General features: G+C 70.9%; 22 protein-coding genes, 1 tRNA gene and 1 other RNA gene. 13 read left to right on the top strand and 11 right to left on the bottom strand.

Annotated elements, in window-relative coordinates; genetic code table 11:
* The first annotated feature begins 123 nt into the window (after positions 1 to 123).
* Positions 124 to 1,149: a YeiH family protein gene (locus tag WJM96_RS11225; protein ID WP_424812574.1), complete on the top strand. Its 1,026-nt coding sequence runs from the start codon at positions 124 to 126 to the stop codon at positions 1,147 to 1,149.
* A 14-nt stretch (positions 1,150 to 1,163) separates the two neighbouring features.
* Here the strand turns inward: WJM96_RS11225 and WJM96_RS11220 are convergent, their stop codons facing one another.
* The 3 genes from WJM96_RS11220 to WJM96_RS11210 all read right to left on the bottom strand — a co-directional run bounded on the left by WJM96_RS11220 (position 1,164) and on the right by WJM96_RS11210 (position 3,166).
* On the bottom strand, positions 1,164 to 1,685 hold the full coding sequence (locus WJM96_RS11220; RefSeq protein ID WP_424812573.1) for a hypothetical protein: 522 nt from the start codon (positions 1,683 to 1,685) through the stop codon (positions 1,164 to 1,166).
* Positions 1,686 to 1,799: 114 nt separating this feature from the next.
* Positions 1,800 to 2,609: a TIGR00282 family metallophosphoesterase gene (locus WJM96_RS11215; RefSeq protein WP_424812572.1), complete on the bottom strand. Its 810-nt coding sequence runs from the start codon at positions 2,607 to 2,609 to the stop codon at positions 1,800 to 1,802.
* A complete protein-coding gene (locus WJM96_RS11210) occupies positions 2,606 to 3,166 on the bottom strand; it encodes a 5-formyltetrahydrofolate cyclo-ligase (protein WP_424812571.1) in 561 nt (186 codons plus the stop codon). Before WJM96_RS11210 ends, WJM96_RS11215 begins: the two co-directional genes overlap by 4 nt.
* 199 nt (positions 3,167 to 3,365) lie before the next feature.
* On the opposite strand from WJM96_RS11210, the gene WJM96_RS11205 reads away from it, so the two are divergent.
* Positions 3,366 to 4,172: an FkbM family methyltransferase gene (locus tag WJM96_RS11205; protein ID WP_424812570.1), complete on the top strand. Its 807-nt coding sequence runs from the start codon at positions 3,366 to 3,368 to the stop codon at positions 4,170 to 4,172.
* An 8-nt stretch (positions 4,173 to 4,180) separates the two neighbouring features.
* Here the strand turns inward: WJM96_RS11205 and ssrS are convergent.
* The 3 genes from ssrS to WJM96_RS11190 form a co-directional block, all read right to left on the bottom strand.
* Positions 4,181 to 4,335, bottom strand: a non-coding RNA gene (ssrS, locus tag WJM96_RS11200) — 6S RNA.
* 128 nt (positions 4,336 to 4,463) lie between these two features.
* Positions 4,464 to 4,826 (bottom strand): cell division protein ZapA, encoded by a 363-nt coding sequence (locus tag WJM96_RS11195; RefSeq protein ID WP_424812569.1) that lies wholly within the window; start codon positions 4,824 to 4,826, stop codon positions 4,464 to 4,466.
* Between the two features lie 10 nt (positions 4,827 to 4,836).
* Positions 4,837 to 5,124 carry a hypothetical protein gene (locus WJM96_RS11190; RefSeq protein WP_424812568.1) on the bottom strand — a complete coding sequence of 96 codons (288 nt, stop codon included), beginning with the start codon at positions 5,122 to 5,124 and terminating at the stop codon, positions 4,837 to 4,839.
* On the opposite strand from WJM96_RS11190, the gene WJM96_RS11185 reads away from it, so the two are divergent.
* The 6 genes from WJM96_RS11185 (at position 5,123) to WJM96_RS11160 (ending at position 9,170) form a co-directional block, all read left to right on the top strand.
* Positions 5,123 to 5,542: a hypothetical protein gene (locus WJM96_RS11185; protein WP_424812567.1), complete on the top strand. Its 420-nt coding sequence runs from the start codon at positions 5,123 to 5,125 to the stop codon at positions 5,540 to 5,542. The two genes, WJM96_RS11190 and WJM96_RS11185, sit on opposite strands and share 2 nt — an antisense overlap.
* Positions 5,543 to 5,590: 48 nt before the next feature.
* Positions 5,591 to 6,511 (top strand): class I fructose-bisphosphate aldolase, encoded by a 921-nt coding sequence (locus tag WJM96_RS11180; protein ID WP_424812566.1) that lies wholly within the window; start codon positions 5,591 to 5,593, stop codon positions 6,509 to 6,511.
* Between the two features lie 247 nt (positions 6,512 to 6,758).
* Positions 6,759 to 7,394, top strand: coding sequence for a thiamine phosphate synthase (gene thiE / locus WJM96_RS11175; protein ID WP_424812565.1), 636 nt, complete (start codon positions 6,759 to 6,761; stop codon positions 7,392 to 7,394).
* A complete protein-coding gene (locus tag WJM96_RS11170) occupies positions 7,384 to 8,268 on the top strand; it encodes a PhzF family phenazine biosynthesis protein (protein ID WP_424812564.1) in 885 nt (294 codons plus the stop codon). The genes thiE and WJM96_RS11170 overlap by 11 nt, the downstream gene beginning before the upstream one ends.
* On the top strand, positions 8,268 to 9,026 hold the full coding sequence (locus WJM96_RS11165) for an FkbM family methyltransferase (protein WP_424812563.1): 759 nt from the start codon (positions 8,268 to 8,270) through the stop codon (positions 9,024 to 9,026). Before WJM96_RS11170 ends, WJM96_RS11165 begins: the two co-directional genes overlap by 1 nt.
* Positions 9,027 to 9,093: 67 nt before the next feature.
* Positions 9,094 to 9,170, top strand: a tRNA-Pro gene (locus tag WJM96_RS11160).
* Between the two features lie 82 nt (positions 9,171 to 9,252).
* Here the strand turns inward: WJM96_RS11160 and WJM96_RS11155 are convergent.
* Positions 9,253 to 9,651 (bottom strand): GtrA family protein, encoded by a 399-nt coding sequence (locus WJM96_RS11155; protein ID WP_424812562.1) that lies wholly within the window; start codon positions 9,649 to 9,651, stop codon positions 9,253 to 9,255.
* A 116-nt stretch (positions 9,652 to 9,767) separates the two neighbouring features.
* On the opposite strand from WJM96_RS11155, the gene WJM96_RS11150 reads away from it, so the two are divergent.
* From WJM96_RS11150 to WJM96_RS11140, 3 genes are read left to right on the top strand one after another with little or no spacing between them, the layout of a single operon-like run.
* Positions 9,768 to 11,348, top strand: coding sequence for an ABC transporter substrate-binding protein (locus tag WJM96_RS11150; protein ID WP_424813096.1), 1,581 nt, complete (start codon positions 9,768 to 9,770; stop codon positions 11,346 to 11,348).
* 30 nt (positions 11,349 to 11,378) lie between these two features.
* A complete protein-coding gene (locus tag WJM96_RS11145) occupies positions 11,379 to 12,686 on the top strand; it encodes an ATP-binding protein (RefSeq protein WP_424812561.1) in 1,308 nt (435 codons plus the stop codon).
* 48 nt (positions 12,687 to 12,734) lie between these two features.
* Positions 12,735 to 16,754, top strand: a complete 4,020-nt coding sequence (locus tag WJM96_RS11140; RefSeq protein ID WP_424812560.1) for a PAS domain S-box protein — start codon at positions 12,735 to 12,737, stop codon at positions 16,752 to 16,754.
* Here the strand turns inward: WJM96_RS11140 and WJM96_RS11135 are convergent, their stop codons facing one another.
* Positions 16,755 to 17,825, bottom strand: a complete 1,071-nt coding sequence (locus WJM96_RS11135) for a glycosyl hydrolase family 8 (RefSeq protein WP_424812559.1) — start codon at positions 17,823 to 17,825, stop codon at positions 16,755 to 16,757.
* A gap of 386 nt (positions 17,826 to 18,211) precedes the next feature.
* On the opposite strand from WJM96_RS11135, the gene WJM96_RS11130 reads away from it, so the two are divergent.
* Complete coding sequence (locus WJM96_RS11130; RefSeq protein WP_424812558.1) at positions 18,212 to 18,940, top strand: HD-GYP domain-containing protein; 729 nt, start codon at positions 18,212 to 18,214, stop codon at positions 18,938 to 18,940.
* Between the two features lies 1 nt (position 18,941).
* Here WJM96_RS11130 and WJM96_RS11125 read toward each other — a convergent pair whose 3' ends face one another.
* Genes WJM96_RS11125 through WJM96_RS11115 form a run of 3 tightly spaced genes read right to left on the bottom strand, consistent with a single transcriptional unit; the run spans position 18,942 to position 21,608 of the window.
* A complete protein-coding gene (locus tag WJM96_RS11125) occupies positions 18,942 to 20,291 on the bottom strand; it encodes an ATP-binding protein (protein ID WP_424812557.1) in 1,350 nt (449 codons plus the stop codon).
* A complete protein-coding gene (locus WJM96_RS11120) occupies positions 20,288 to 20,992 on the bottom strand; it encodes a response regulator (protein WP_424812556.1) in 705 nt (234 codons plus the stop codon). Before WJM96_RS11120 ends, WJM96_RS11125 begins: the two co-directional genes overlap by 4 nt.
* A 10-nt stretch (positions 20,993 to 21,002) precedes the next feature.
* A complete protein-coding gene (locus WJM96_RS11115; RefSeq protein WP_424812555.1) occupies positions 21,003 to 21,608 on the bottom strand; it encodes a MarR family winged helix-turn-helix transcriptional regulator in 606 nt (201 codons plus the stop codon).
* Between the two features lie 212 nt (positions 21,609 to 21,820).
* Here WJM96_RS11115 and WJM96_RS11110 point away from each other — a divergent pair, with 212 nt between their 5' ends.
* Positions 21,821 to 24,733 carry a glycosyltransferase gene (locus WJM96_RS11110; RefSeq protein WP_424813095.1) on the top strand — a complete coding sequence of 971 codons (2,913 nt, stop codon included), beginning with the start codon at positions 21,821 to 21,823 and terminating at the stop codon, positions 24,731 to 24,733.
* Position 24,734 lies beyond the last annotated feature (1 nt).

Genomic DNA, 24,734 nt, shown 5'->3' with positions numbered 1-24,734 from the left:
ACTCCTTCGTTTCGCACCCGAGTGTGACGCCCGGAAGGCATGTCGCGCAACCGCCCGCGTGACTTGACGCTGCGGGCTCGTGGGTGGACGGTCGCCCGGACAACTCAGGCTTGTTTCGACTCCATGGCAGCACCCACCGGCGCGCCCAGCGCGGCCCAGTCCTTTCCCGATCGCGCGCGCAGCCTGGCCCCCGGCCTGGCGCTCTGCCTGGCCATCGCGGCCCTGGCGATCTACGTCCGTAACCTGACCGGCATCGCCGCGCTCAACCCCGTGGTGGTGGCGCTCGTGGTCGGCATCGGCCTGGGTGCCGTCATCGGGCGACCGGCTGCCATCAAGCCCGGCATCGCCTTCTCGGTGCGGCCCTTGCTGCGGGCGGCCATCGTCCTGCTGGGCCTGCAGGTCACGCTCGGCATGCTCGCCTCGCTCGGCATCGGGGCGCTCGTGCTGGCCGTGCTGGTGGTCGGGCTGACGCTGCCCTTCACCATCTGGCTCGGCCGCGCCATGGGGGTGGACGAGAAGCTCTCGGTCCTGATCGGCACAGGTACGGCCATCTGCGGCGCCTCCGCGATCGTGGCGGCCAACCAGGTCGTTCGGGGCAAGGACGAGGACGTGACCTACTCGCTCGCTGTCATCACGCTGTGCGGCACGGCCTCGCTGATCCTGTTCCCCTATCTCGGCGACCTCATGGGCATGACGGGGAACACCTATGGCCTCTGGGCCGGCGCCGCGATCCATGAGGTGGTGCAGGCCGTGGGCGCGGCGGCGGCCGGCGGGCCCGACGCCTCGCAGAGCGGCACGGTCATGAAGCTGGCTCGCGTCTTCCTGCTGGCGCCGGCGGTGGTCGCGCTCGGCTGGTGGGTCGCGCGGCAGCACCATGGCGAGGCCGGGCACGCCAAGGCGCCCGTGCCCTGGTTCGCCTTCGGCTTCCTTGCGCTGGTGGTGCTGGGCAGCACGGGCCTCGTGCCGCGCCAGGCCGTCGATGCCTCACGCTTCCTGGTGCCGGTGATGCTGGCCATGTCGGTCGCGGCGCTCGGCCTGCAGACGGATCTGCGGGCGCTCCATAAGCGCGGCGCCGCCCCGCTGGCGCTGGGCATCGCGAGCACGCTGTTCATCGCGCTGCTCGCGCTGCTGGGCGTTCACGTGATCTGACGGGCCGCCGCGGCTCACCCCGCCTCGGCGGGCGTCGCGGTGCTCGCCTTGTCGGGCGGGTTGGCCCAGGCGAGCACGACATTGTCGCCGTAGTTGAAGTGCTCGAGCTTGCGCTGGACGAAGCGGCCGGTGCGCTTCCCGTCGGTGCCGGGGAAGGGCCAGTACGGCTCCATGCACATGACGTCGTCGCCGCCGAGGCTCCAGATCACGTTCATGTGGGCGTAGCCCGTGATGTGCTTGAAGGCGATGCAGACGGGCTTGGTACCCAGCGGCAGGCTGTAGAGCTCGGGATCGGGTGTGGGGTGGACGCGCGTGCTCATGCGCAGGCGCTGGTCCTGGGACCAGAGGGTGGCGAGGTAGTCGCCGATCAGCGACCCGTCCTCACGGGTGCTGCGCCAGTAGATCTCCATGATCTGCTTCTGCGACCAAGAGGGCCGGCCGCCGGTATCCTGCTTGAGGAACCAGGCCAGGCTGGCCGCCCAGCAGGAATTTCCGTGCAACTGACCGATGCTGGGGGTCGAGGTGTAGTCCGGCATGAAAGCCTCCGTGCGATGGGGTTTGCACGGCGGATGTCAGGCAAAAGCGGTGCTTGCCTCAATCAAATCAGGGTCGCATCGGTCTGCATCGGGTCGCGTCTGTAACGTTCCGGCTTAGGGCAGGATCTGGCTGAGCCTGCCGCCCTGCCGCATCGGCGCGATGCGCAGGGCGAGGCCAGTGGCGTCGTCGGTCTCGACATAGATGCCGCAGAGCGTCGCCTCGCCCTCGGCCGGCGCCAGGCGCTCCCCGGGCATCTTGCGCCAGAAGCGCAGGGCGGCGCCGCCCTTCTGCATGCCGATCACGCTGTCGTAGTCGCCGCACATGCCGACATCGGTCTGATAGGCGGTGCCGCCGGGAAGAATCTGGTGATCCGCCGTGGGCACATGCGTGTGCGTCCCGACCACGAGGCTCACCAGCCCGTCGAAGGAATGGCCGAACGCCTGCTTCTCGCTCGTCGCCTCGGCATGCACGTCGAGGATCGCGGCATGGACGGTCTGGCCCAGGCGGTGCTTCTGAAGCTCCGCCTGCACGGCGCGGAAAGGGTCGTCCAGCGGGTCCATGAAGAGGCGACCCATGGCGTTGATCACCAGCGCGCGGCGGCCTCCGGCCACCTCGACCACCACCGCGCCCAGGCCGGGTGTCCCGGGCGGGAAGTTGATCGGACGGATGACGCGCGGCTCCTCCGAGAGGTAGGGGATGAGCTCCCGCCGGTCCCAAGCGTGGTTGCCGAGGGTGATGACATCCGCGCCCGCGGCCAGGAAGGCGCGCGCCATGTCCGGCGAGAGGCCGAAGCCATGGCTCGCATTCTCGCCATTCACCACGACGAGGTCGAGGCCGAGCTGCTGGCGCAGGCCGGGCACGCGCTCCACGAAGGCGTCGCGGCCCGAGCGGCCGACGATGTCGCCGAGAAAAAGAATCTTCACGTGCGGATCAGCTCCCGCTCGGTGGCGATGGCGGCGAGCCGCACGTCGTGGGTTTCGGTGGGCACCTCGGGCACCTCCTGCGCCGCATAGGCCACGCCGATGGCGATGGCGCCGGGAAGCAGGGCCAGGGTGCGATCATAATAGCCGCCGCCGTAGCCGAGCCGCGCGCCGCGCCGGTCGAAGGCCAGCAGCGGGACCAGCAGCCATTGCGGCGAGACGGGCTCGCCCTCGGCCGGGTGCGTGGTGCCGAAGGGGCCGGGCGCCATCTCCGTGCCGGGCGACCAGCGCCGGAAGAAGAGCGGCTGGCCGCGCGGCGTGGTGACGGGCAGGGCGATCCCGTGGCCCAGGGCCAGCAGAGCCTCGAGTGTGGGGCGGGTGTCGATCTCCTCGCCCATCGGCCAGAAGCCGCCGACCAGCGCGCCCGGCGGGGGAGGCATCTCGCGCAGCACCACGTCGCGGAGCGCCTGGCCGGCGCCCGGCACCGCCCGGCGCCCGGCGAGAGCGCGCGAGCGAGCCGCGGCCTTCAGCGACAGCGTCGAGGGCAGGGGAGCGGACATCCGCAGGTGATACGAAAATGCCGCCCTCCTGGCGACAGCGGCCTCAGGACGGGAGCCATGCGTCCCATACGGGAAACCCCGCATAGACCCGTCGGCGGGACCGTATCATTTCTGGAAGCCTCTCAGATCAATTCGCGCGTTGGTTTCATGCTTTGGATAAGTTGGGGCAGGGAGCGACGCCTCTAAGGGCAAATTGCCGATGGCGAGCCAAAAAGGCCTGGCCCGGCTCCGCAACTTCAGCGGAGCTGTCTTCGACTGGCTGGGTGGCGAGTACCGCGTGAACGGGCTGCGCTTCGGCGTCCCTGGCGCGTTGACGAACCGCCATTTCCGCGGCCGGTTCCTGCTTGGCCTCTATGAGCTGCCCGAAAGGCTGTTGCTCGCCCGCTACCTGCGGCGCGGCGCGACGGTGCTGGAGCTCGGCGGCTGCCTCGGCGTGGTGTCTTGCCTGGTGAACCGCCGGCTGCGCGATCCCAGCCGACATGTGGTGGTGGAGGCGCATCCGCAGCTCGTCCGCTGGCTGCGGGCCAACCGCGACCGCAACGGGGCGGGCTTCGCGGTCGAGCCGGGCATGGTGGCCCGCGAGGCCGGTGCGCGCGACTTCTGGACGGCGGAGGCCATCGTCTCCGGCAGCACGAGCGTGGCGCATCGCGGCTCCGATGCGCTGCGCATCCCGGCCCAGCCGGTGGAAGAGATCGAGGCGCGGCACGGGCTGAAGTTCGATGCCCTGATCATCGACATCGAGGGCGGCGAGATCGAATTCCTTCGCGACCACCCGAGCCTTCTCGCCCGATCGCGCCTCGTGGTCGTGGAATTCCATCCGATGTTCGTGGGCGAAGCCGCTTGCGAACAGGGGCGCCGGGCGCTGGAGCAGGCGGGGCTGGTGCGGCGCGCCCGCGTGGGCCTGACGGAAGCCTGGACCCGGCCCGCGAAGTCATCCTCCGCATCGCAATGGGTCGTTCCGGCGCTCGCGCAGTTCCTGGGGCTCAGGCGGTTCCGCAGGGGCTGAGAAGGAAGCGCGAAGCCGCCCTGGCCGTTGGCATATGCATCCTCCCAAGGCCTGCTAAGCAGGTGGGCACCAGATAACCGGACCAAGGCCCGGCCAGCGCCAGTTCCCGGGAGTTGCGTATTGGCCCCGGGGATGTCCTGCCTCACGCACCGGGCAGCCTCGCCTGCATGACTTAGGGGCGCCGGGGGCGCGCTGCAAGCGGTGGCGGCCAGACCATCATTGCCGCGACGGGGCCGCCCACGCCGGCAACCCGAGCCGCTGGAGGCGGCGCCCGGCGCCTCGGGCCGAAAACTACGGCTTCTCGATTGCCGTGGTGATCGATTCGATCCGCTCGGCGATGCGCGAGAGCCGCTCGGCCAGGCGCGGGTCCGGCTCGGGCGGCGCGGGCACGAGGCCGGGGGCGCTGCTGGCTTGCGCAGACGGGCCCTGCGTGCGCAGCCGCGCGAGGTCGATGCGCAGATCCGCAGCCTCGTCGGCGAAGAGCAGCGCGACGTGCAGCAGCATGCGCGCCTCGCTGAACTGCCCGCCCATGGAGCGGATGACGCGCACCTTCTCCTCGATCTGCGCGACGAGGTCCTGGACGTGCTCTTCCTCGCCATCCTTGCAGCCGATGGTGTGGTTGTAGCCGTTCACCCGGACATTGACCTGGCCCATGGCTATCTCCTCAATTTTCCAGACCGGCTTCTTCGCCCAGCATGGCGCGCAGCCGCGCCAGGGCGTCGTCCAGCCGCTGGGCCAGGCGCTCCACCTCTGCGCGCGGCACCATGTCCCCGCTCGCGGCGGGAACGTGTTCGGACTGCTCCGCGAGGCGCGCCTCCAGGACCTCGGCGAGGCGCTCCAGCGCGGCTTCGAGCCGCTCGGCGGCGAGTAGCGTGGTGTCGATCGGGTTCAAATCCCACTCCGGGCGGTGGCGCTGGACGGGGCGGCGCGCCGCGTGGGAAAGCGTTGGCATGCAGGGCAGCCAGGGTCAACCGCGAGCCGTGATCGTGCACGCGGCGCGGGAGGTGGCCGTGGTGCTGGAGTGCGCCGGAGCGCGGCCCGTGGCGCTGCTTTCGGCGCCAGGGGCCGCGGCTTATATCGGCGTGGTAGGGTTCCGCGCGCTGGTGGAGGCGCATGGCGCGCTGTCGCTCGCGATTCTCGACGCGGCCGATGCCCCGGGGCACGCCCTGGCCGCGATGCGGGCGGGATTCGGGGCGGTGGTGCTGTCGCCCGCGGTTCCGGCCTTCGCGGGCGTCGCGCGAATTGCGCTGGGCTCAGGGGTGCGCCTCTTGCCGAAAGCCCCGCCTGCGCTCGATCTCGCGCGCGTGGACCTCGCGAAACCCCAGGGGTTGAGGCATCTGGAAAGTTGGCTGGCCCTTCCAGACCCGTGAAATCTGCCTTAAAGCCCCGTCAGCTTAGCCATCGAAAGGAAGCGCCGGATGAAGCTGACGCGCAAGGTCAAGGAAATCCTCTCCTGGTATGAGAGCGACAATCCCGGGACCAAGGCCAACCTCGCCCGCATCCTGATGACGGGCAAGCTCGGCGGCTCCGGCCGCATGGTGATTCTGCCGGTGGACCAGGGCTTCGAGCACGGGCCCGCCCGCAGCTTCGCGCCCAACCCCGAAGCCTATGACCCGCACTACCACTTCGAACTCGCGATCGAGGCCGGGCTGAACGCCTATGCCGCGCCGCTGGGGGCCATCGAGGCGGGGGCCGCCAGCTATGCCGGCTGCATCCCGACCATCCTGAAGGTGAACTCCTCCAACAGCCTGTCCACGACCAAGGACCAGGCCGTCACCGGCACGGTCGCCGACGCGCTGCGCCTCGGCTGCTCGGCCATCGGCTTCACCATCTATCCGGGCAGCGAATACCAGTTCGAGATGATGGAGGAGCTGCGCCAGCTCTCCGAGGAAGCGAAGTCGGTCGGCCTCGCCGTCGTGGTGTGGTCGTATCCGCGCGGCCCGATGCTGGACAAGGTCGGCGAGACGGCGCTCGACATCGCTGCCTATGCCGCGCACATCGCGGCGCTGACCGGCGCGCATATCATCAAGGTGAAGCCGCCGACCGACGCGATCTTCCTGGATGCCGCGAAGAAGACCTACCAGTCGCATCCGGTCGAGGTGAAGGACGCGGCCGCGCGCATCGCCCATATCGTGAAGGCCTGCTTCAACGGCCGACGCCTGGTCGTCTTCTCGGGCGGCGAGGCGAAGGGCGCCGACGCGCTGCTCAACGAGGTGAAGGCCATCCACGCCGGCGGCGGCAATGGCTCGATCGTCGGCCGCAACGCCTTCCAGCGCCCGAAGGCCGAGGCGCTGAAGCTGCTCTCCGACATCATCGAGGTTTACAAGACCAAGGCCTGATCCTTCGGATCCGGCCGGAGTTGCACATGGCCCGGGGCGAGAGCCTCGGGCCATGTTCGATTCCGGGGGGCGATGCCGCGACGCCCGCCTTACTATCTTACCATCTTACTATCTTACCGCTGCCCAGCGGGCTTCGGGACGCGGATCGGGCGTTGGCGTATCAGAAAATAATCCTATCATCGCCTCGCCGCAACCCCATCCGGCCGCGATGCTTGCCCCTCCACCCCAGCCCGGGCGAAGAAGAGCCATGGACGATCGCTGCCGCCTCTACCTCGTCACCCCGCCGGTCCTGCCGCCGGACTTCGCCGACCAGCTGGAGGCCGCGCTGGATGCGGGCGACGTCGCCTGCGTGCAACTCCGGCTCAAGGATGCACCGGAGGACGCGATCCGCCGCGCGGTGGACGAGCTGCTGCCCATCGCGCAGGACCGCGAGGTCGCCTTCCTCTTGAACGACAATGCCGCGCTCGCCGCCTCCAGCGGTTGCGACGGCGCCCATCTAGGCCAGGCGGATGGCGACCATGCCGCCGCGCGCAAGCTGCTGGAGGGCAAGATCCTCGGCATCACCTGCCATGCCTCGCGCCACCTCGCGATGGAGGCGGGCGAGCTCGGCGCCGACTACGTGGCCTTCGGCGCCTTCTTCCCGACCTCGACCAAGGAGGTGCAGCACCACGCGGCCCCCGAGATCCTGGAATGGTGGACGGAGATGATGGAGGTGCCCACCGTGGCCATCGGGGGAATCACCGCGGTCAATTGCGGGAAGCTGGTGCGCGCGGGGGCGGATTTCCTCGCGGTGGTGGGCGCGGTCTGGAACCACCCGGAAGGCGCCGCCGCGGGCGTGAAGGCCATGAACCGGGCCATCGCGGAGGCGCTTGATGGAACTTGAGTTCGCGACGGCAGACGTCTTCACCACGCGCCGCTTCGCGGGCAATCCGCTGGGCCTCGTCTTCGGGGCCGAGGAGATCGCGCCCGAGGCGATGCAGGACATTGCGCGGGAGATGAGCCTGCCCGAGACCGTCTTCGTCCTGCCGGCCGAGGCGCCGGGCGCCGATATCCGCCTGCGCATCTTCACCCCGGCGCGGGAGCTTCCCTTCGCCGGCCATCCGAGCGTGGGTGCGGCCGTGATGCTGGCGCGCCGCTTCGGCCACGCGGGCGACACGCTGGTGATGCAGCAGGAGGCCGGCCTGGTCCCCGCGCAGCTGACGCGCGACGCGGCGGGCCTGCCCGTCGCGGCCGAGATCGAAGCGCCGCTGCCGCTCGGCATCGGGGCCGAGCTGGACCGCGCGGCCATCGCCGCCTGCGCCGCGCTGCCCGAGGACGCGATCCACGTGAACGGCCACCCGCCGCTGCTGGCCGGCTGCGGCGTGCCCTTCGCCATCGCCGAGGTGGAGGATGCCGAAGCCCTGGCCGCCGCCATGCCGGATGTGGCGGCCATGGCGCGCTACCTGCCCGGGCTGGAGGTGCCCCCGGTGGGGCTGCTGCTGCACACGCCCCTCGGTATCGGGCGGCGGCGGGCGCGCATGTTCGCCCCGCTCGGCGGCATCCTGGAGGATCCTGCGACGGGGGCCGCCAATGTCGCGCTGGCCGGGCTGCTCCTGCACCTCGCGGGTGGCACGGCGCTGACGCTGGATGTGGAGCAGGGCATCGAGATGGGCCGGCCGAGCGAGCTGGTCCTGGCGGCCCGGCAGACGGCGGGCGGCATTCGCGTGCGGGTGGGCGGGGGCGTGGTCGCCGTCTCGCGCGGGTTCATGACCCTCTGATGCGGGAGCTGGATTTCCACCGGGCGCTGCACCGGCCGGGGATCCTGCTCGATATCGGCGCGCATGACGGGCTGCTGACCATTCCTCTGGCGCATCTGCCGGGCTCGGTGGTGCATGGCTTCGAGCCGCTGCCCGAGGCGATGGCGCGGCTGCGCGAGGCCCTGGCGCGGGAGTTCGGCGAGGTGCCTCCACATGTGGTGCTGCACGGCGAGGCCCTGGGGAACGCCCCCGGCGAGGCGCTGCTTACCCTTCCCATCCTGGACGGCGTGCCGCAGGAGCAATGGGCGAGCCTGGCCAAGGATTACGGCGAGCATGCCAGCGTCACCACCCGCGCCCACCAGGTCCGCGTCGTGACGCTCGATTCGCTCGGCCTCGGCGATGTCACGGCCGTGAAGCTGGATGTGGAGGGCGCGGAGGAGGAGGCGATCGCGGGCGGGCGGGAGACCCTGACCCGCAGCCGCCCGATTCTCTCCGTCGAGGTGGAGGAGCGCCACCGGCCGGGCGCCACGCGGGACGTGCCGGCGCTGCTGGGGTCGCTCGGTTATCGCGGCTGGTTCTGGCATGCCGGGGCGCTGCGTCCCCTGGCGGAGTTCGACCCTGCCACCATGCAGGCCGCGAGCCCGGATCCGGCCGTGTTCACCGTTTCCGACCCCTACATCTTCACCTTCTTCTTCCTGCCGCAGGAGGGCGAGGCCGGCTTCCTGGCGCGGCTCGGGGCCGCCGGCTTTCCCCATGCGCGGGCCTCGGCACGGCCATGAGAAGCAATCTTCCGTGCCCCGGCTTGCCGAGGCCGCGCCACATGGCTAATAGGGCGCCCACGGCCGGCGGAGTGTAGCTCAGCCTGGTAGAGCACTGTGTTCGGGACGCAGGGGCCGGAGGTTCGAATCCTCTCACTCCGACCAGCCGTTTTCATCTCCCTGGGATTTTCTGCCCTCCGGCGCCGGGCGCGCCCCTCGGGGCCGCCTGGCCGCGCGCCTTCGATGGCTACGCGCTCTTGAAGACGTAGCGGCGCGACAATCCGAAATTGATGAACATGCCCGCCAGCGAGCCCGCGGCGACCCCGATGACGGGATAGGCCGCGACCAGCGTGGTTCCGGCCAGCAGCGCCGCGTAGGTCCCGTAATTGGCCACGAAACCGATCAGGTTCAGCGCGACGAAGCGCCCCCATTGGGAGGCGACGGGCGCATCGCGGGCGGCGGTGCTGAAGGTCCAGGCCCGGTTGAGCGCAAAGGTGGTGCTCGCGGCCGCGAGGTAGGAGACGACGCGCCCGGCATAGGGCCCGAGGCCAAGCGCGATCATGGCCATCAGCACCCCCGCATCCACAAGGAAGCCCACCACGCCCACCACGCCGAAGCGGAGGAACTGACCGATCATTGCCTGCATGGGGCGCCTTCTCGCCGCAAGCCGTGGCGCAATTGCGGCCGGGCGGAACGATGCCGCTTCCGCCAGGACGGCTGGCGCATTAGGCTCCGATTCCTGAGCTTGGAGAGGCTTCCATGATTCATCGACGTCACGTCCTGGCTGGCGCCGGGGCGCTTTCGGCCGCCTCGCTCGCGGGGCCGGCACTGGCCCAGCCAGCCAATGCGCGCGTCGTGCGGCACGTCCCGCACGCGAACCTGTCCACCATCGACCCCTTCTGGTCGTCGGCCTTCATCGTCCGCAACCACGGATACCTGATCTACGATCAGCTCTACGGCCTGGACAACGAGTTCAAGCCCCAGCCGCAGATGGTCGAGGGCCATACGGTCGAGAATGACGGGCTGCTGTGGAAGTTCACGCTGCGCGAGAACCTGAAGTTCCATGACAACGAGCCGGTACGCGGCCGCGACGTCATCGCCTCCATCCGCCGCTGGGCCCGGCGCGACGCCTTCGGCCAGCGGCTGCTGACGCAGCTCGTGGAGATGCGCTCGCCGACCGACCGCACCTTCGAGATCCAGCTCAACAAGCCCTTCCCGAAGATGATCGACGCCTTCGCGAAGATCACGACGCCCTGCCTCTTCATCATGCCCGAGCGGGTGGCGCAGACCGATCCCTTCCAGCAGATCACGGACACGACGGGCTGCGGCCCGTACCGCTTCGTCCGCAACGAGTGGAACCCGGGCAGCAAGGCCGTCTACGAGAAGTGGGCGGGCTACGTGCCGCGGCCCCAGGGCGCCACGCAGCAGACGGCCGGCCCCAAGGTCGCGCATTTCGAGCGCGTCGAGTGGCAGATCATCACCGACGCCGCGACCGCCGCCGCCGCCCTGCAGTCCGGCGAGACCGACTGGTGGGAGCAGCCCTCGGGCGACTTCCTGCCGCTGCTCGGCCGCAACCGGAACCTCAAGGTCGAGGTGGCGGACGTGCTGGGGCTCATCGGCATCATCCGGCCGAACCACCTGACGGAACCGTTCAACAACCCCGCCGTCCGGCGCGCGGTGATCACGGCGCTCAACCAGCTCGACATCATGACGCCGGTCATCGGCAGCCCCGAGCTGATCCGCGACAATGTGGGCTTCTTCGCACCGGCCTCGCCGCTCGCCTCCGATGTCGGCCTCGACCGCTACAAGAAGTCCGTGGACCAGGCGCGGCGGGAGCTCCAGGCGGCGGGGGCCATGGGCGCCAAGCTGGTGCTGATGAACGCGACGGACCTCTCCTCCATCAACGCCTCCACGCTCGTCGTCGCGGACACCTTCCGGCGGATGGGCTTCAACGTGGACTACGTGGCGACGGACTGGGGCACGGTGCTGCAGCGCCGCGCGACCAAGAACCCACTGGATCAGGGCGGCTGGTCGGCCTTCTGCACCTTCTGGTCCGCCTTCGACCATTGGACGCCGGCCGGGCACAACTCCATCCGCGGCAACGGCGCCGAGGCCTGGGTCGGCTGGCCCGAGATCCCGGAGCTGGAGGCGAAGCGCAACGAGTGGTTCGACGCGCCAGACCTCGCGGCCGAGCAGGCGGCCGCGCGCGACATGCAACGCATCGCCTTCGACACCGTTCCCTACATGCCCACGGGGCAGTACTTCCAGCCCACCGCCTATCGCTCGAACATCACGGGCGTGCTGCGTGGGCCACCGCAGTTCCACAATATCCGCCGGGGCTGAGGCAGCTTGCCTCCTGAGGGAGACGCCTTGTTGACGGACCATTTACCGCGCGAGGCGCCCCCCGGAACGACCGCCGATGGCATGGGGGCGGCGCGCATTCTGATCGTCGACGACGAGCCGGCGATCGTCGAAACGCTCGCCACCTATCTCCAGCGCATCGGCCTGTCCTCCGTGCGGGCGCATAATGCCGAGGATGCGCGGCTGAAGTTGCAGGATGACCCGCTGATCTGCGTGGTGGTTTCGGACGTCGCGATGCCCGGCAAGACCGGGCTCGCCATGGCGCAGGAACTGCTGATGGAGCGCGAGGAGGCCGCTGCGCTCGAGGTCATCCTGATCACCGGCTATGCGACGACCGACACCGCGATCGCGGCCATGCGCGCGCAGGCCTTCGACCTCATCCGCAAGCCCTTCCGCCTGGCCGAGATCGCCGGGACGATCCAGCGCGCCTGCGCCTCGGCCCTCGCGCGGCGGGAGCGCGCGGCGCGCGAGGCGGAGATACGCCAGCGCAGCCGCATCGCCGAGACCGAGCGGCAGGAGCTGGTCCGAAGGCTCGGCGAATCCGAGACTGGGTTGCAGCACACCCGCACCGCGCTGGAGCGCGCCGAGCGGGCGCGGTTCAACCTCCTGGCCATCGTCTCGCACGAACTACGCTCACCGTTGATTCCGATCATCGGCTTCGCGGACGTCATCGCTTCCGCGCCGGGACTGCCGGAGGCGGAAGCGCGCGAATACGCCCGGATGATCCATGATGCCGGCACGGGCCTGCTCAAGCTGATCGAGGTGGCGCTCGATGTCGTGGCCCTCCAGGACGGGCAGGGCCTGGCCCCGCCCATGGCGGAGCGCGTCAGCGCGGTGGCCGGGCGGGTGCGGGATGCGCTGGCGGCGCAGGCCGTGGCCAAGAAGGTCACGATCGTGCTCGATGGACCGGCCGAGCCCAGGCTCTTTGGCGACATCAGCCGCATCGAGCGCGCCCTCCAGCAGCTCGGCGACAATGCCGTCAAGGCCACGCCCGAGGGCGGGGGGGTCGTGATCCACTGGGAGGCCGCGGGCGAGGGCCACACGCGCGTGGACGTGCTGGATGGTGGCCCTGGCATGCCGGCAGATGTGCTGCGGCAGATCGGCACGCCCTTTCTTCAGAAGGACATGTCGCTCAGCCGGGAATGGCCGGGGGCGGGGCTCGGGCTCGCGCTGGCGCTTCGCGTCGTCGAGGCGCATGGGGGCGAGCTCCGGATCGGCGCCGGCCCGGAAGGAGGCTGCCTGGCGAGCGTGACGCTGCCCGCGGCGCCCCGGCCGGAGAAGAAGGCGCCAGAGATGGAGGACGGCCGGCCGATCGCGTGAGCGGGAGCAGCGGAGGAGGCCAGGCCGCGACTTGTTGGGACGGAAGCGATGAATGAAGTCGATTCACGCGATGCTGAGGAGCAGCGGCTGCGGTCGCTGCGGCGCTACGAGATCCTGGACACGCCGCCGGAAGCGGCCTTCGACCGGATCGCGCGCCTGGCCTCCAGGCTGCTTGGCATGCCCATCGCGTTGGTCACCTTCCTGGACCGGGACCGTTTCTGGCTCAAGGCGCGGATTGGCCTCGATGCCGAGGCGGGGCCCCGGGAGGTCGCGTTCTGCGATACCACGATCCAGCGGAAGGCAGCGCTGGTCGTGCCCGATCTCGGCGACGACGGGCGCTTCGCGGACAACCCGCTCGTCACGGGCGAGCCGCATCTGCGCTTCTACGCGGGCGCGCCGCTGCTGACGCCGGAGGGCGAGGCGCTGGGCTCGCTCTGCGTCCTCGACGACCGGCCGCACCCCGACTTCACCGCGGACCAGGCCGAGATCCTGAGCGATCTCGCCGCGCTGGTGATGGCCGAGCTGGAGTTGCGGCGGGAGCTTCGCAGCCGGGATCGGATGGCGCGCCGGACGGAGTTGCGGGCGCGCCTGCTGGAAAGCACCGCGGCCACCTCCAGCTCCCACGCCGCGGCCGAAGGGGCGATGTCCGCCCTGCGCGAGGCCGTGGGCGGGCGCGTCTGCCTTCTCTTCAGGGTGGCCGCCAACGGCGTGCGGCTGGAGCTTCTCGGCGGCCGCGGCTGGCTCGGCCCGCTCGACCCTTCCTATCTCGTGTCGCTGCGCGAGGCCGGGATGCGCCTCGACAATTCGCTGACCGGCGAGGCGATCCGGACCGGCCAGCAGATGGTCATCCAGGATGTCAGCCCGGAGCTGAAGGAGCGTTATCCCGGCCTGCGCCTCAATGCGGAGATCGGCGTGGTCACCCAGGTGATCACGCCGATCCTGGTGGGAGAGCAGCGCTACGCCATCGGCATGGGTCTCGGCCCCGGCGACCACGATCTGAACGAGATCCGCGAGACGATACTGGACGCGGCCAGCACGCTCCGCCCCCTGCTGCGCCGCCTGATCGATGCCGAGGAGACGGAGCTGTTCCGCCGCGCGGTGGAGGCGAGCGCGGATGGCGTCGTGATCGGCGAGGCGACGCCGGACCACGGCGATCCGAGAATTCGCTACGTCAACACCGCGTTCCTGGGGCAGACGGGCTACACAAGGAGCGAGATCATCGGCCGTTCCTCCGAGATTCTCGGCGGCCCCCACGGCGCGGCGCAAAACGAGGAGTTCAGCGCCCGCCTCCGGCAGAACCTGCCGGTCACGCAGGATGCGGTGACCTACCGCCGCGACGGGTCGAGCTTCCTGTCGGAGCTCAGCATCTCGCCCTTCGCCAGCGAGGCGGGATGGGTCAGCTATTGGATCGCCATCCAGCGCGACGTCACACGCCAGCGCATGGAGGCGAAGGCCCTCGCGGAAAGCGAGGCGCAGTTCCGCCACTTCTTCGAGCGCCATCCGGCCCCGATGTGGGTCTTCGACCGGGAGAGCCTGGCTTTCCTGGAGGTGAACGCCGCCGCGACCTCGGCCTATGGCCGCTCGCGCGAGGAGTTCCTCGCGATGACGGTCGCCGACGTGAGCGTCCCGGAGGAGCGTGAGACCGCGCGCTTCGCCGCGAGCCAAGCCCCTTCGGGCCTGAGCAACACCGGCCCCTGGCGGCACATCGCGGCCGGCCGCGAGATCCGCCAGGTGCAGATCCGCGCCGAGCCCATCGAGTTCCGCGGGCGCCCCGCCGTGCTCGCCGTGATCTGGGACCTGACCGAGCGCATGCGCGCCGAGGCCAAGGCGGGCCAGCTGGCCGAGCAGCTGCGGGGGACCTTCGAGAGCATCAGCGACGGCCTCTACACGCTCGACCGCAACTGGCGCTTCACCTACGTCAACGCACGCGCCGCCAGCTACCTGCGCCGGCCGGTCCCGGAGCTGCTCGGCCGCGTCATCTGGGAGATCTTCCCCGACCTGGTGGGACAGCCCTTCCAGCAGCGCATGGAGCGCGTCGTGAGCCGGCACGAGGCGGAGCGGTTCGAGGAATACTACGAGCCCTTCGACGAGAGCTTCTCGGGCACGATCTACCCGGGCAGCGAGGGCGTCACCGTCTATGTGCAGAACGTCACCCAGGTGCGGCAGCGCGACGAGCGGCTGCGCGTGCTGGAGGCGGCGGTGGCCAAGCTCAACGACATCATCATGATCACGGAGGCGGAGCCCGTGCGGCTGCCGGGCCCCCGCATCGTCTTCGTGAACGATGCCTTCCAGCGCCGGACCGGCTATTCTGCCGAGGAGGTGATCGGCCGGACGCCGCGCATCCTCCAGGGCCCGGGCACCAGCCGGGCCGAGCTGGACCGCATCGCGGCCGCGCTGGAGCGCTGGCGCCCCGTCCGGTCGGAGCTGCTGAACTACACGAAGGCCGGCGACGAGTTCTGGCTCGAGATGGATATCGTCCCGGTTGCGGACGATACGGGCTGGTTCACGCATTGGGTGGCGGTCGAGCGCGACATCACCGAGCGCAAGCGCAACCAGAAGCAGCTGGAGCAGCAGGCGGCCATGCTCGCGCAGGCCAGCGACGCGATCTGGGTCCGCGGGCTCGACAACCGCATCGAGTACTGGAACCCGAGTGCGGAGCGCCTCTTCGGCTGGTCCGCCACGGAGGCGATCGGCCAGGACGGCTCGGCCATGTTGTTCCCGGACCCCGCGGCCTTCGCGGCCGCGACGGAAGTGCTGCTGCGCGACGGCGACTGGCGCGGCCAGCAGGAGCTGCTGCGCCGCGGCGGCGGCACGGTGACGGTGCAATCGAACTGGACGCTGCTGCGGAACGAGGAGGGCGCGCCCCGCGCCGTCCTCTCCGTGGATTCCGACGTAACGGAGCGGCTGGCGCTGGAGGGGCAGCTTCGCCAGGCGCAACGGATGGAAGCGGTGGGCCAGCTTACCGGCGGCATCGCGCATGACTTCAACAACCTGCTCACCGTCATTCTCGGCAGCACGGAAATGCTGATGGACAGCCTCGCGGACGATGCCGAGCTCAACGCCATGGCGCGCCAGGCGGCGGAGGCCGCGCGCCGCGGGTCCGAGCTGACCAGCCGGCTTCTCGCCTTCTCGCGCCAGCAGGCGCTGGACGCGCGGCTGCACGACCTGAACCAGCTGCTTTCCGGGCTGATGGAGATTCTGCCCCGCGCTCTGGGCGCCGATGTGCGGACGGTCTTCGTCCCCGGTGCGTCGCTCTGGGCCGTTCGGGTGGATGCCGGGCAGGTCGAGAACGCGGTCCTCAATCTCTGCCTGAACGCGCGCGACGCCATGCCGCATGGCGGAGAAATCACCGTCGAGACGGCCAATGCCCGTCTCGACGAGGCCTATGCGGCGCGGGAGGACGGGGTCACGCCCGGAGACCACGTGATGGTCGCGGTGAGCGACAATGGCGCCGGCATGCCGCCCGAGGTGGCGGCGCGGGCCTTCGAGCCCTTCTTCACCACAAAGGACGTCGGCAAGGGCAGCGGCCTGGGCCTTTCGATGGTCTATGGGTTCGTCCGGCAGTCCGGCGGTCATGTGAAAATCGAGTCCGAGCCGGGCAAAGGCACGTCCGTCCGGCTCTATTTCCCGCGCGCCAGCGCGTGCGCGGTCGAACCGGGCAGGGCGGAGGTGGAGGATGGCGACCTGGCGCTGGGGCAGGAACGCATCCTGCTGGTGGAAGACGATGTGGCGGTGCGCGCCTTCGCGGCGCGCCAGCTGCGCATGCTCGGCTACGACGTGCTGGAAGCGATGGGGGCGAGCGACGCGCTGGCCCAGCTGCGCGCCAGCGCGCCCGTGGACCTCCTCTTCACCGACATGGTGCTGCCCGGGGGCATGACCGGCGGGCAGCTGGCGGAGGAAGCGCGCAAGCTGTTGCCGCGGCTGAGGGTGCTGTTCACCTCGGGCCACGCCGAGGACGTGCAGGCCCGACAGGGCAGCCTTCCGGCGGATGCCGAGATACTTTCCAAGCCCTATCGGCGAAACGAGCTGGCGCGGAAGGTCAGGCTCGCGCTCGACCGCCGGGGCTGATCACCGGGCCGCGACGACCTGGCGGCGCGCTTCCGCCATATCCGTCATGGCCAGGCGCGAAAGCAGCCGAAGCGCCGAGGAGTAGTAGTAGGGCGGGCGCGCCGCATCGGCGCTGCGCCCCGGCTGCGCCTGGCCCGAGGCGCGGGCGCTGAGCCAGGCCACGCCCGCGATGCCGGGGTCGGCGGCATAGGGCGCAATCTCGTCCGTCCTGAGGTCCGCCCAGGCCGGCATGCGAGGCAGGGACGGATCGTGCCAGAAGCGGCTGGCGGCCTCGACCAGCGGCTCCGAACCGAAGCCGCCCCAGGCCAGGTAGAGAGGCACCCGCACGGCGTCGTAGGAGAAGCGGGGCGCCCGCCCGGGAGCGATCCCCGGACGGCCGGGCATGCTGCCCGACATCGCCACCCAGTCGGGCACCAGGCCCCAGCGCCCGAAGCGCGCGGAACGCGCCAGGCGCAAGCCGGAGGTCTCGAGCGAGGACCAGGCGGGCGAGGCGTGCACGCGGCGCAGCGCGTTGAAGGCGGGGTAGATGTAGTAGCTCGGATTCACCACCAGCGTATCGCGCTCGCGGAAGCCCATGATGCCGGGCAGCAGCACGCTGCGATCGCCGCTCTGGACCACGAGCTTGCCCAGGATGTCGCGGCACATGGCGACGGAAAGGGCGCGGTAGTTCGGCTGGCCCCATTTGTCCGCCGCCTCGGCCAGCGCCCAGGCCACGAAGAGGTCGCCATCCGTCGCGTTGTTGCGATCGGAGGGCCGGGGCGCCTCGCCGGGCCGGTGGCACCAGGCCAGGAGATGATCGTCCGGCCGGGAAAGGGTGGCGCGCGTCCAGCGCAGAAGGGTCGCGAAGGTTTCGGGCTCGTCGAAACGCACGGCCATGAGCATGGTGAAGCCCTGGCCCTCGGAATGCGAGACGCCGCCATTGTAGTTGTCCACGACCCGCCCCTCGGGCCGCAGGAAGCTGGTCTTGAAGTACTCCCACTCGGCCAGGGCCGCATCCCGGGGCGGGCGCGTCGCGGCATGGGCCGGGATGGCCGCCGCCGCGAGGGGGAGCGCGAGCAGACCTCGGCGCACAATCGAAGGTTGTGACGGTTGGCTCGAGGGCAATGACGGGGTCGGCAGCATCGTCTGGCTCGGCGGAGGGGTGGATCAGATTTCGACGCCCCAACGCCGACGGGCCAGCGGAGAAACTTAAGGGAATGTTGAGGTTGGGCTGTCCTATGTGGATATTTGTCGATCCAAAACGCGCTGTTTGAACCGGTAGCAGGGCCCGGGGGCGTTGCAACCTTAAGTTGCTGAGCGGCACGCGTGCATGTTCCTCACACGGCCATCATGGAATCGACAATTGTGCACAATGTCGTGTGCAACCTGGGGTTGCCGACCGCAGTTCTGCACGCCTCTCTGCCCGCCGGGGCAGCCCTCGACGCCTAGGCTGCCCGCAGCCTCTTCTGGGTCCGCGAATGCTGTTCCGACTGCCCCCACCCTTCCGCGTGCTGCCGCCGGCCAGTTTCGGAATCGACCTGCCGCCTGGCAGCGAGGAGCGGGCAGCCTCTCTGCTGGGCCGCCTGGCCAATCATTTTCCGCAGGGCGCGGCCCATGCGCTGCGGGTCGCGCAACTCGTCATGGCGATGTGGGAGACGGACCCGGAATGGGTCGGGCCCGCTGATGCCGCGCTGCTGGGAAGCCTGCTGCACGATGTGGGCAAGCTCTACGTGCCGCGTTCGATCCTCGAGTCGGATCAGCCGCTCGACGGGGCGGAGCGGGTCCTGATGATGGAGCATCCGGCGCTGGGGGCCGAGTTGCTCGCAGCCCAGGGCTTCGGCGAGGACGTGATCGCCGTTGCACGTGATCACCATGAGCGCTGGTCGGGTCCGGGCGGATACCCTTCCGGGCGGCCGGCGGCGTCTATGCCGCCCGTCGTGCGAGTGGTGGCGGTGGCCGATTCCTTCGTCGCCATGACGGAGCCCGGCCGCGGCTACCGCCCGCCGCTCAGCCACGCGGCGGCGCTTCGCGAGGTCGCGGCCTGCGCCGGCACGCATTTCGACCCGCGGGCAGCCGACTTGCTGGCGCGCAGCCTCGTGGCATGGCGCGAGATGGCGTTCGAGCCGACGGCCGAACTGGCCGGGGAGCCGGTCTTCTGGCCCTACGGCCGTGGCTTCGCCGCCACGGCGCCCGTGTCCGGGTTCTGACTCAGACGGGCAGGCGCAGCCGCGCGCGCAGGCCGCCCATCGGGCTTTCCTCCAGCAGGATGTCGCCGCCATGGGCACGGACGATGTCGCGCGCGATGGCGAGGCCGAGCCCCGTGCCGGTGGCCGAACCGCTGCTGAAGGGGCGAAAGGCATCGGCCCGTTCGGCGGCGGGGATGCCCGGGCCGTCGTCGTCCACGGTCAGCTCCGCCCAGCTGCGTCCGGCCTCCTGAGTGGGCCGGACGCCGATCGCGATGCGGCGCGCATGCCGCCGCGCATTGTCGAGCAGATTGCCGAGCGCCCGCTTCAGCGCATCCGCGCGGATCGGCAGGACCAGCGCTTCCGGCGCCGCCACGTCCACCGCCGCCCCGCTGCGCCGGGCCTTGGCCGCCATGTCCTCCACCAGGTCCACGAGGTCGGAAGGCTCGGGGGCCTCGGTGCGCTCGCCGCGGGCGAAGGCGAGGTAGCTTTCGACCAGCCTCTCCATTTCGTCGAGATCCTGGCTGAGTGCGGCGAGGTCCTCCTCGGTCTCCGGCGTGCGCGGCAGCATCACGAGGCCGAGGCGCATGCGGGTCAGCGGCGTTCGCAGGTCGTGGCTGATGCCGGCCAGCATCTCCGTCCGCTGGTTCACGAAGCGCAGGATGCGCTCCTGCATGGCGTTGAAGGCGATGGCCGCCTGACGGACCTCCCGCGCGCCCTCGGGCTTCATGGGGCCCGTCTCGCGGCCCAGGCCGAAATCCTCCGAAGCCTCGGCGAGGCGACGGATGGCGCGCACCTGGTTCTTCATGAACAGCACCGCGATCCCCGCCAGCAGCAGGGCCGAGCCGACCAGCCAGAGCACGAAGACGTAGAGCGTCGAGGTGAAGAGGCGCTTGCGCGGCGCCTCGACGCTCAGCACGCCGGAATGCAGCTGCACGCGGATGACCAGGGATTGCGGGTCGCTGCTCCAATCCGCGTCGAAGGCGTAGTTCATGCGCTCGCGCAGCGCAGCGTCGAGGTCTTCCTCGAGGGGCAGGAAGGGCATCCAGGCGGGGCGGGCAGGCGGGGTGCCGAGGCTCGCGCCGGGTTCGAAGCCGAGCGAGAGGCCGAGCCGCCAGTTGCCTTCGCGCAGGATCTCGGCCCGCATCTCCGGCGGCGCCATGTCGATGAGCTGGCCCACGAAGGCCACGTCGCCCGCCAGCGCCGAGGTGAGCCGGCGGGAGATGACGTCGAGATGTCCGCCGTAGAAGAGCTGCAGCGCCACCGCCTGCACGATAACCAGCGGCACCAGCATGATGAGCAGCGTTCGCGCCAGCAGCCCGCGCGGCAGCACGGTCGAGGCGCGGCGGGAGAGGTATTTGTCGGGCCGCCTCATGGGCCCGGTCTTAGCACATATCCCTTGTGGCGGATGGTGTGCAGGAAGCGCGGCTCGCGCGGGTCTGCCTCGATCTTGCGGCGCAGGCGCGTCACCTGCACGTCCACGCTGCGCTCGCCGGCGTCGGGGGTGCCGAGCGCCTGGGCGATCTCCTCGCGCGAGAGCACTTCGCCCGCGCGGCGGGCCAGCGCCGTCAGCAGCGCCGCCTCGCCGCCCGTCAGGCGCTGCGTGCCCTCGGGGCCGCGCAGCTCGCAGCGCTCCGCGTCGAACCAGCGCGGGCCGAGCTGGATGGGGCCGGAGGGCAGGGCGATGGCCGGCTGCGCGGGCGCGGCGCGGCGGAGGATGGTCTTGATCCGCAGCGCGAGCTCGCGTGGGTCGAAGGGCTTGGCCAGGTAGTCGTCGGCGCCGTGCTCGAACCCGGCCACGCGGTCGTCCGGTGCGCCGCGCGCGGTGAGCATGAGGATGGGCGTGTCCTGCCCCTCGCGCCGGAGCCGCTCGGCGAAATCCAGGCCCGTCTCGCCCGGCATCATGACGTCGAGCACCACGAGGTCGAAGGCCATGGCGCCGATCGCCGCATAGGCCTCCGCCGCATCCGCTGCGACGGCGACCCTGTGTCCCTGCTCGGCCAGGTAGCGCTGGAGCAGGGCGCGCAGGCGCGCATCGTCATCGACGACCAGGATGTCGGCGGTGGCTTCGGCCATGTTGCTTCCTTCAGGAGCGCCTGGCCTCGCCGGGGGCGAGGCGCGGGGCGGCGGCGGGCGAGAAGGCGGTGGTGGTGCGGCCCGGGGCGGCGGTGCGCTCCAGCTGCTCGAACTGCGCGCGGGCCTCCGTGCCCATGAGGCCGCGCATGACCTGGCGGAAGCCCTCGACCGCCTGCGGCCCGGCCTCGCGATAGGCGCGCAGCACCCATTCGCGCTGGGCGGCGAAAAGGCGGCGCTCCAGCTCCTCGCCCTTCTCGGTGAGGAACAGCAGGCGCTGGCGCTTGTCCTTCAGGCCCGGCGTCTGCCGGACGAAGCCCTGCTCGATCATCGGCTGCAGCACGCGGCCGAGCGACTGCTTGGTGATGTCGAGAATCAGCAGCAGGTCGCCCACCTTGATGCCCGGCGCGCGGCCGACGAAATGCAGCACGCGGTGATGCGCGCGGCCCATTTCCATGGTGGCGAGAATGCGGTCCGGCCCGGCGGTGAAGTCGCGATAGCCGAAATAGAGCAGGTCCTGGGCGAGGCGCAGTTCCTCCTCGCGCAGGAAGAGAAGGTTGCGACCCGCCCCGGCGCCGCGCGGCGCATCCGGCTTCTGCGGTTCCGGCCGTTCCGCCATGTTTGCCACGCTCCCGGAGTCTGTCAGCTTTGTTGACACGTTTTTTCCAGCCATTCCACGAAATGCGACGGCGAATCCGAGCCGCCCTGTCCTCCACAGAAGGCTTCATTAGGACGGCCCGCCTGATAAGGCGAGCATCCTAGGCAGGCCCCGCGCTTGACGAGACCCGCCCGGGCGGGGGATTCCTGCAAGCCAGCCGGAGACGGAGCTTGATGGGGTTTTTCGGGTCTATCCGTCGTCAGCTGGGACTCCTGGCCGGACTTCAAAAGGCCCGTGCCGCCCGGGCGGCCGCCCGCGCCGGGGACCAGGCCCGTGACGACCGCAACTGGCCGGCCGCCGTCGCCGCCTATCGCCGATTCATCGAGATCCGTCCCCAGCACGCGGGCGTCCTCGTCCAGCTCGGCCATGCGCTGAAGGAGAATGGCGACCTGCGGGAGGCGGAGGCCGCCTACCAGCGCGCCGCCGCGATCTCGCCCCGGGACCACGACATTCCGCTCCAGCTCGGCCATGTGCTGAAGTTGCAGGGGCGGCTCGCGGAGGCGCGGGCCGCCTATGCGCGCTCGGACGAGCTCGCGCCGGTGAACCATGCGGCGCTGGAACTGGCCTCGCTCTCCGGCCAGCCCGTCGCCCGCGCGGCGGTGCCGCGCGATGCCGGCCAACGTGCCCAGGACGAGGAAGCCGAGGGCCGCCTGGCCCAGGCGCGGGCCGAGGCCGCGGCGGCGAAGGACGATCCGGCGGCACATCGCAACCTCTCGGCCGCGCTGCTCCGCGCGGGCGAGCGTGAGGAAGCCATCCTGGCCGCCCAGGCCGCCTATGCCCTGACGCCCGACCGGCGGAGCTGGCAGGCCGTCCGCCGCGCGGGCGGCGCGCCGGCCATGCCGCCGTCGCGGCCCGATGCCGGGCCGCACCTCTACGACCTGACGGACCTGCTGAGCCTGGTGGAGGGCACGGGCCGCGCCACCGGCATCCAGCGCGTGCAACTCGGCCTCGCGGACGGGATTCTCTCCGACCCCGAGGCGGGCGGGCAGGCGCGCTTCGTCTTCCTGGCGGAGCGTTTCGGTCCCCTCTGGACGCTCGCGCGCGAGGATCTCGAGGCCATCATCCGCTACTGCCTGCACGAGCCGCACAATGCCGGGCGCGCGCGCATGCTGGTGCAGCGTGCGATGGACAATGCGATGCCGACGGATCTCTCCTCGGCGCGGCTCTTCCTCATCATGGGCGCCTTCTGGTTCTGGTCGGGCGCGCCGGCGGCGCTGGCGCGGCTGCGCCAGGCGGGGCTGCGCATCGGCGTGCTGGTCTACGACCTCATTCCCGTGACGCATCCCGAGCATACAACCCAGGGCACGGTGGACGCGTTCCGGCGCGGCCTGCAGGAGGGTGCGGGCCTCTGGGACTTCGCGATCACCATCTCCGAATATACCGCCCGCGAATTGCGGAAGGCGCTGGCGGAGATGGAGGCGCCCGAGATGCCGGTGCGCCCCATGCCGCTGGCCCATCGCTTCAGCACGCCCGAAGCCGTGCCGGCCGATGCCTTTCCCGAGGCCGCCGCCGATCTGCGCGGCCGGGACTACATCCTCTGCGTCGGCACCATCGAATCCCGGAAGAACCACGTGGCGCTCTTCCAGGCCTGGCAGCTGCTGATGCGCGAGGGTGCCGAGCCGCCGCCGCTGGTGCTGGTGGGGCGGCCCGGCTGGCGGGTCGGCGACCTGATGGCGCAGCTGGAGGCGACGCGCTTTCTCGACGGGCGCATCCGCATCCTGCACGGCATCTCGGATCCCGAGCTCGAGGGCCTGTATCGCGGCGCGCTGTTCAGCATCTTCCCCTCCTTCAACGAGGGCTGGGGCCTGCCGGTCGGTGAATCGCTGGCGCTGGGCAAGCTCTGCCTCGCGGCGATGGAGGGCGCCACGCCCGAGGCCGGCGCGGGCTTCGCCGAGCCCATCGACGCCTACAGCCCGCGCGACATCGCCGGGCGCGTGCGCCACTTCCTCGAGGACCGCGATGCGCTCGCGGCGGCCGAGGCGCGGCTGCGCGCGGAATTCGTGCCGCGCACCTGGGCCGACGTGACGCGCCATTTCCTGCACGAGGTCGCGGACTGCATGTCCCGCCCGCCGCCGCAGCGGCCGGAGCGCGAGGCGCCCAAGCTGGCGGAGGGCCAGGCGCTCTCCTTCGCCGCCGGGCCGGACGCGGCGGCCTGGCCGGCGTCCAGCCTCGCGCTCGGCGCGGGCTTCGACGTGCCGGAGGAGGTGGGCTCCTGGCTCATCGGGGAGTCGGGCACGATCCATCTGGAATGCGCGGCGCCGCTGCGGCTCTGGCTGCGGCTCGGCGCGGCGCCCTGGGCGCGCGACAACCATGCGGGCGTGGCGCTGGAGGATGGGCCCATCCGCTGGATCGGCCTGCGCGGGGGCGAGGATGCGACCCTCGCGATCGATGTGCCAGCCGGTCCGGTGACGCTGCGCCTGGTGCTGTCCGGGCCGCACGATCCGCCGCGGGGCGAGACGCGGCCCATCCGCGTGGCGCTGCGCGAGATCACGGCCGCGGCGCCCGAGGCGGCCGAGATCGCGCCGGCGCGGCTGGTGGTCTTCGGTGGCGGCGACCCAGGCTGGCACAGCCTGCTCGGCGAGGGCTGGGACCTTGCCGCCGATAGCGGCGGCGTCGCGGCGCGCGAGGCGCGGGCGGTGCTGCGCCTCAACCTGCCTGCCGCGCCCTCCGCCGAGATCAAGCTGTTGCTGCAGCTGACGCTGCGGCCCGGCGCCTCGGGCACGCTGCTGCACCCGGCCGGCACGCAGGAGCTGCCGGATTCCGGCGGCACGCTCCTGTTGCTCACCAGTGTCATGACCGATGCGAAGGGACGCGCGGAGCTGGTGCTGGCGATGGAGGGCGGCGGCGTTCCGCCCATCCGCCTCGCCTCGCTGCGCTGGGCGGCGGCGGACGACATGGCCGGGCGCCTCGCCATGCTGGAGGCGATGACGCTGGCCGATCCGCGCACTGGAACCACCCTTTCGCCCGAGCGGCTGCGCGCGCTGGAGGCGCGGCTCGCCGCCGAGGTGAAGGCCGGCCCCGCCGCGCTGCCGGGCGGGGAGGGCGGGCGCGCCGCGCTGCGCCTCGCCGCTGCCCGGAAGGGCTGAG

This window comes from Roseococcus sp. YIM B11640, from assembly GCF_049727625.1.
GTDB lineage: Bacteria > Pseudomonadota > Alphaproteobacteria > Acetobacterales > Acetobacteraceae > Roseococcus.
This window is presented reverse-complemented; position numbering and strand designations above follow the sequence as displayed.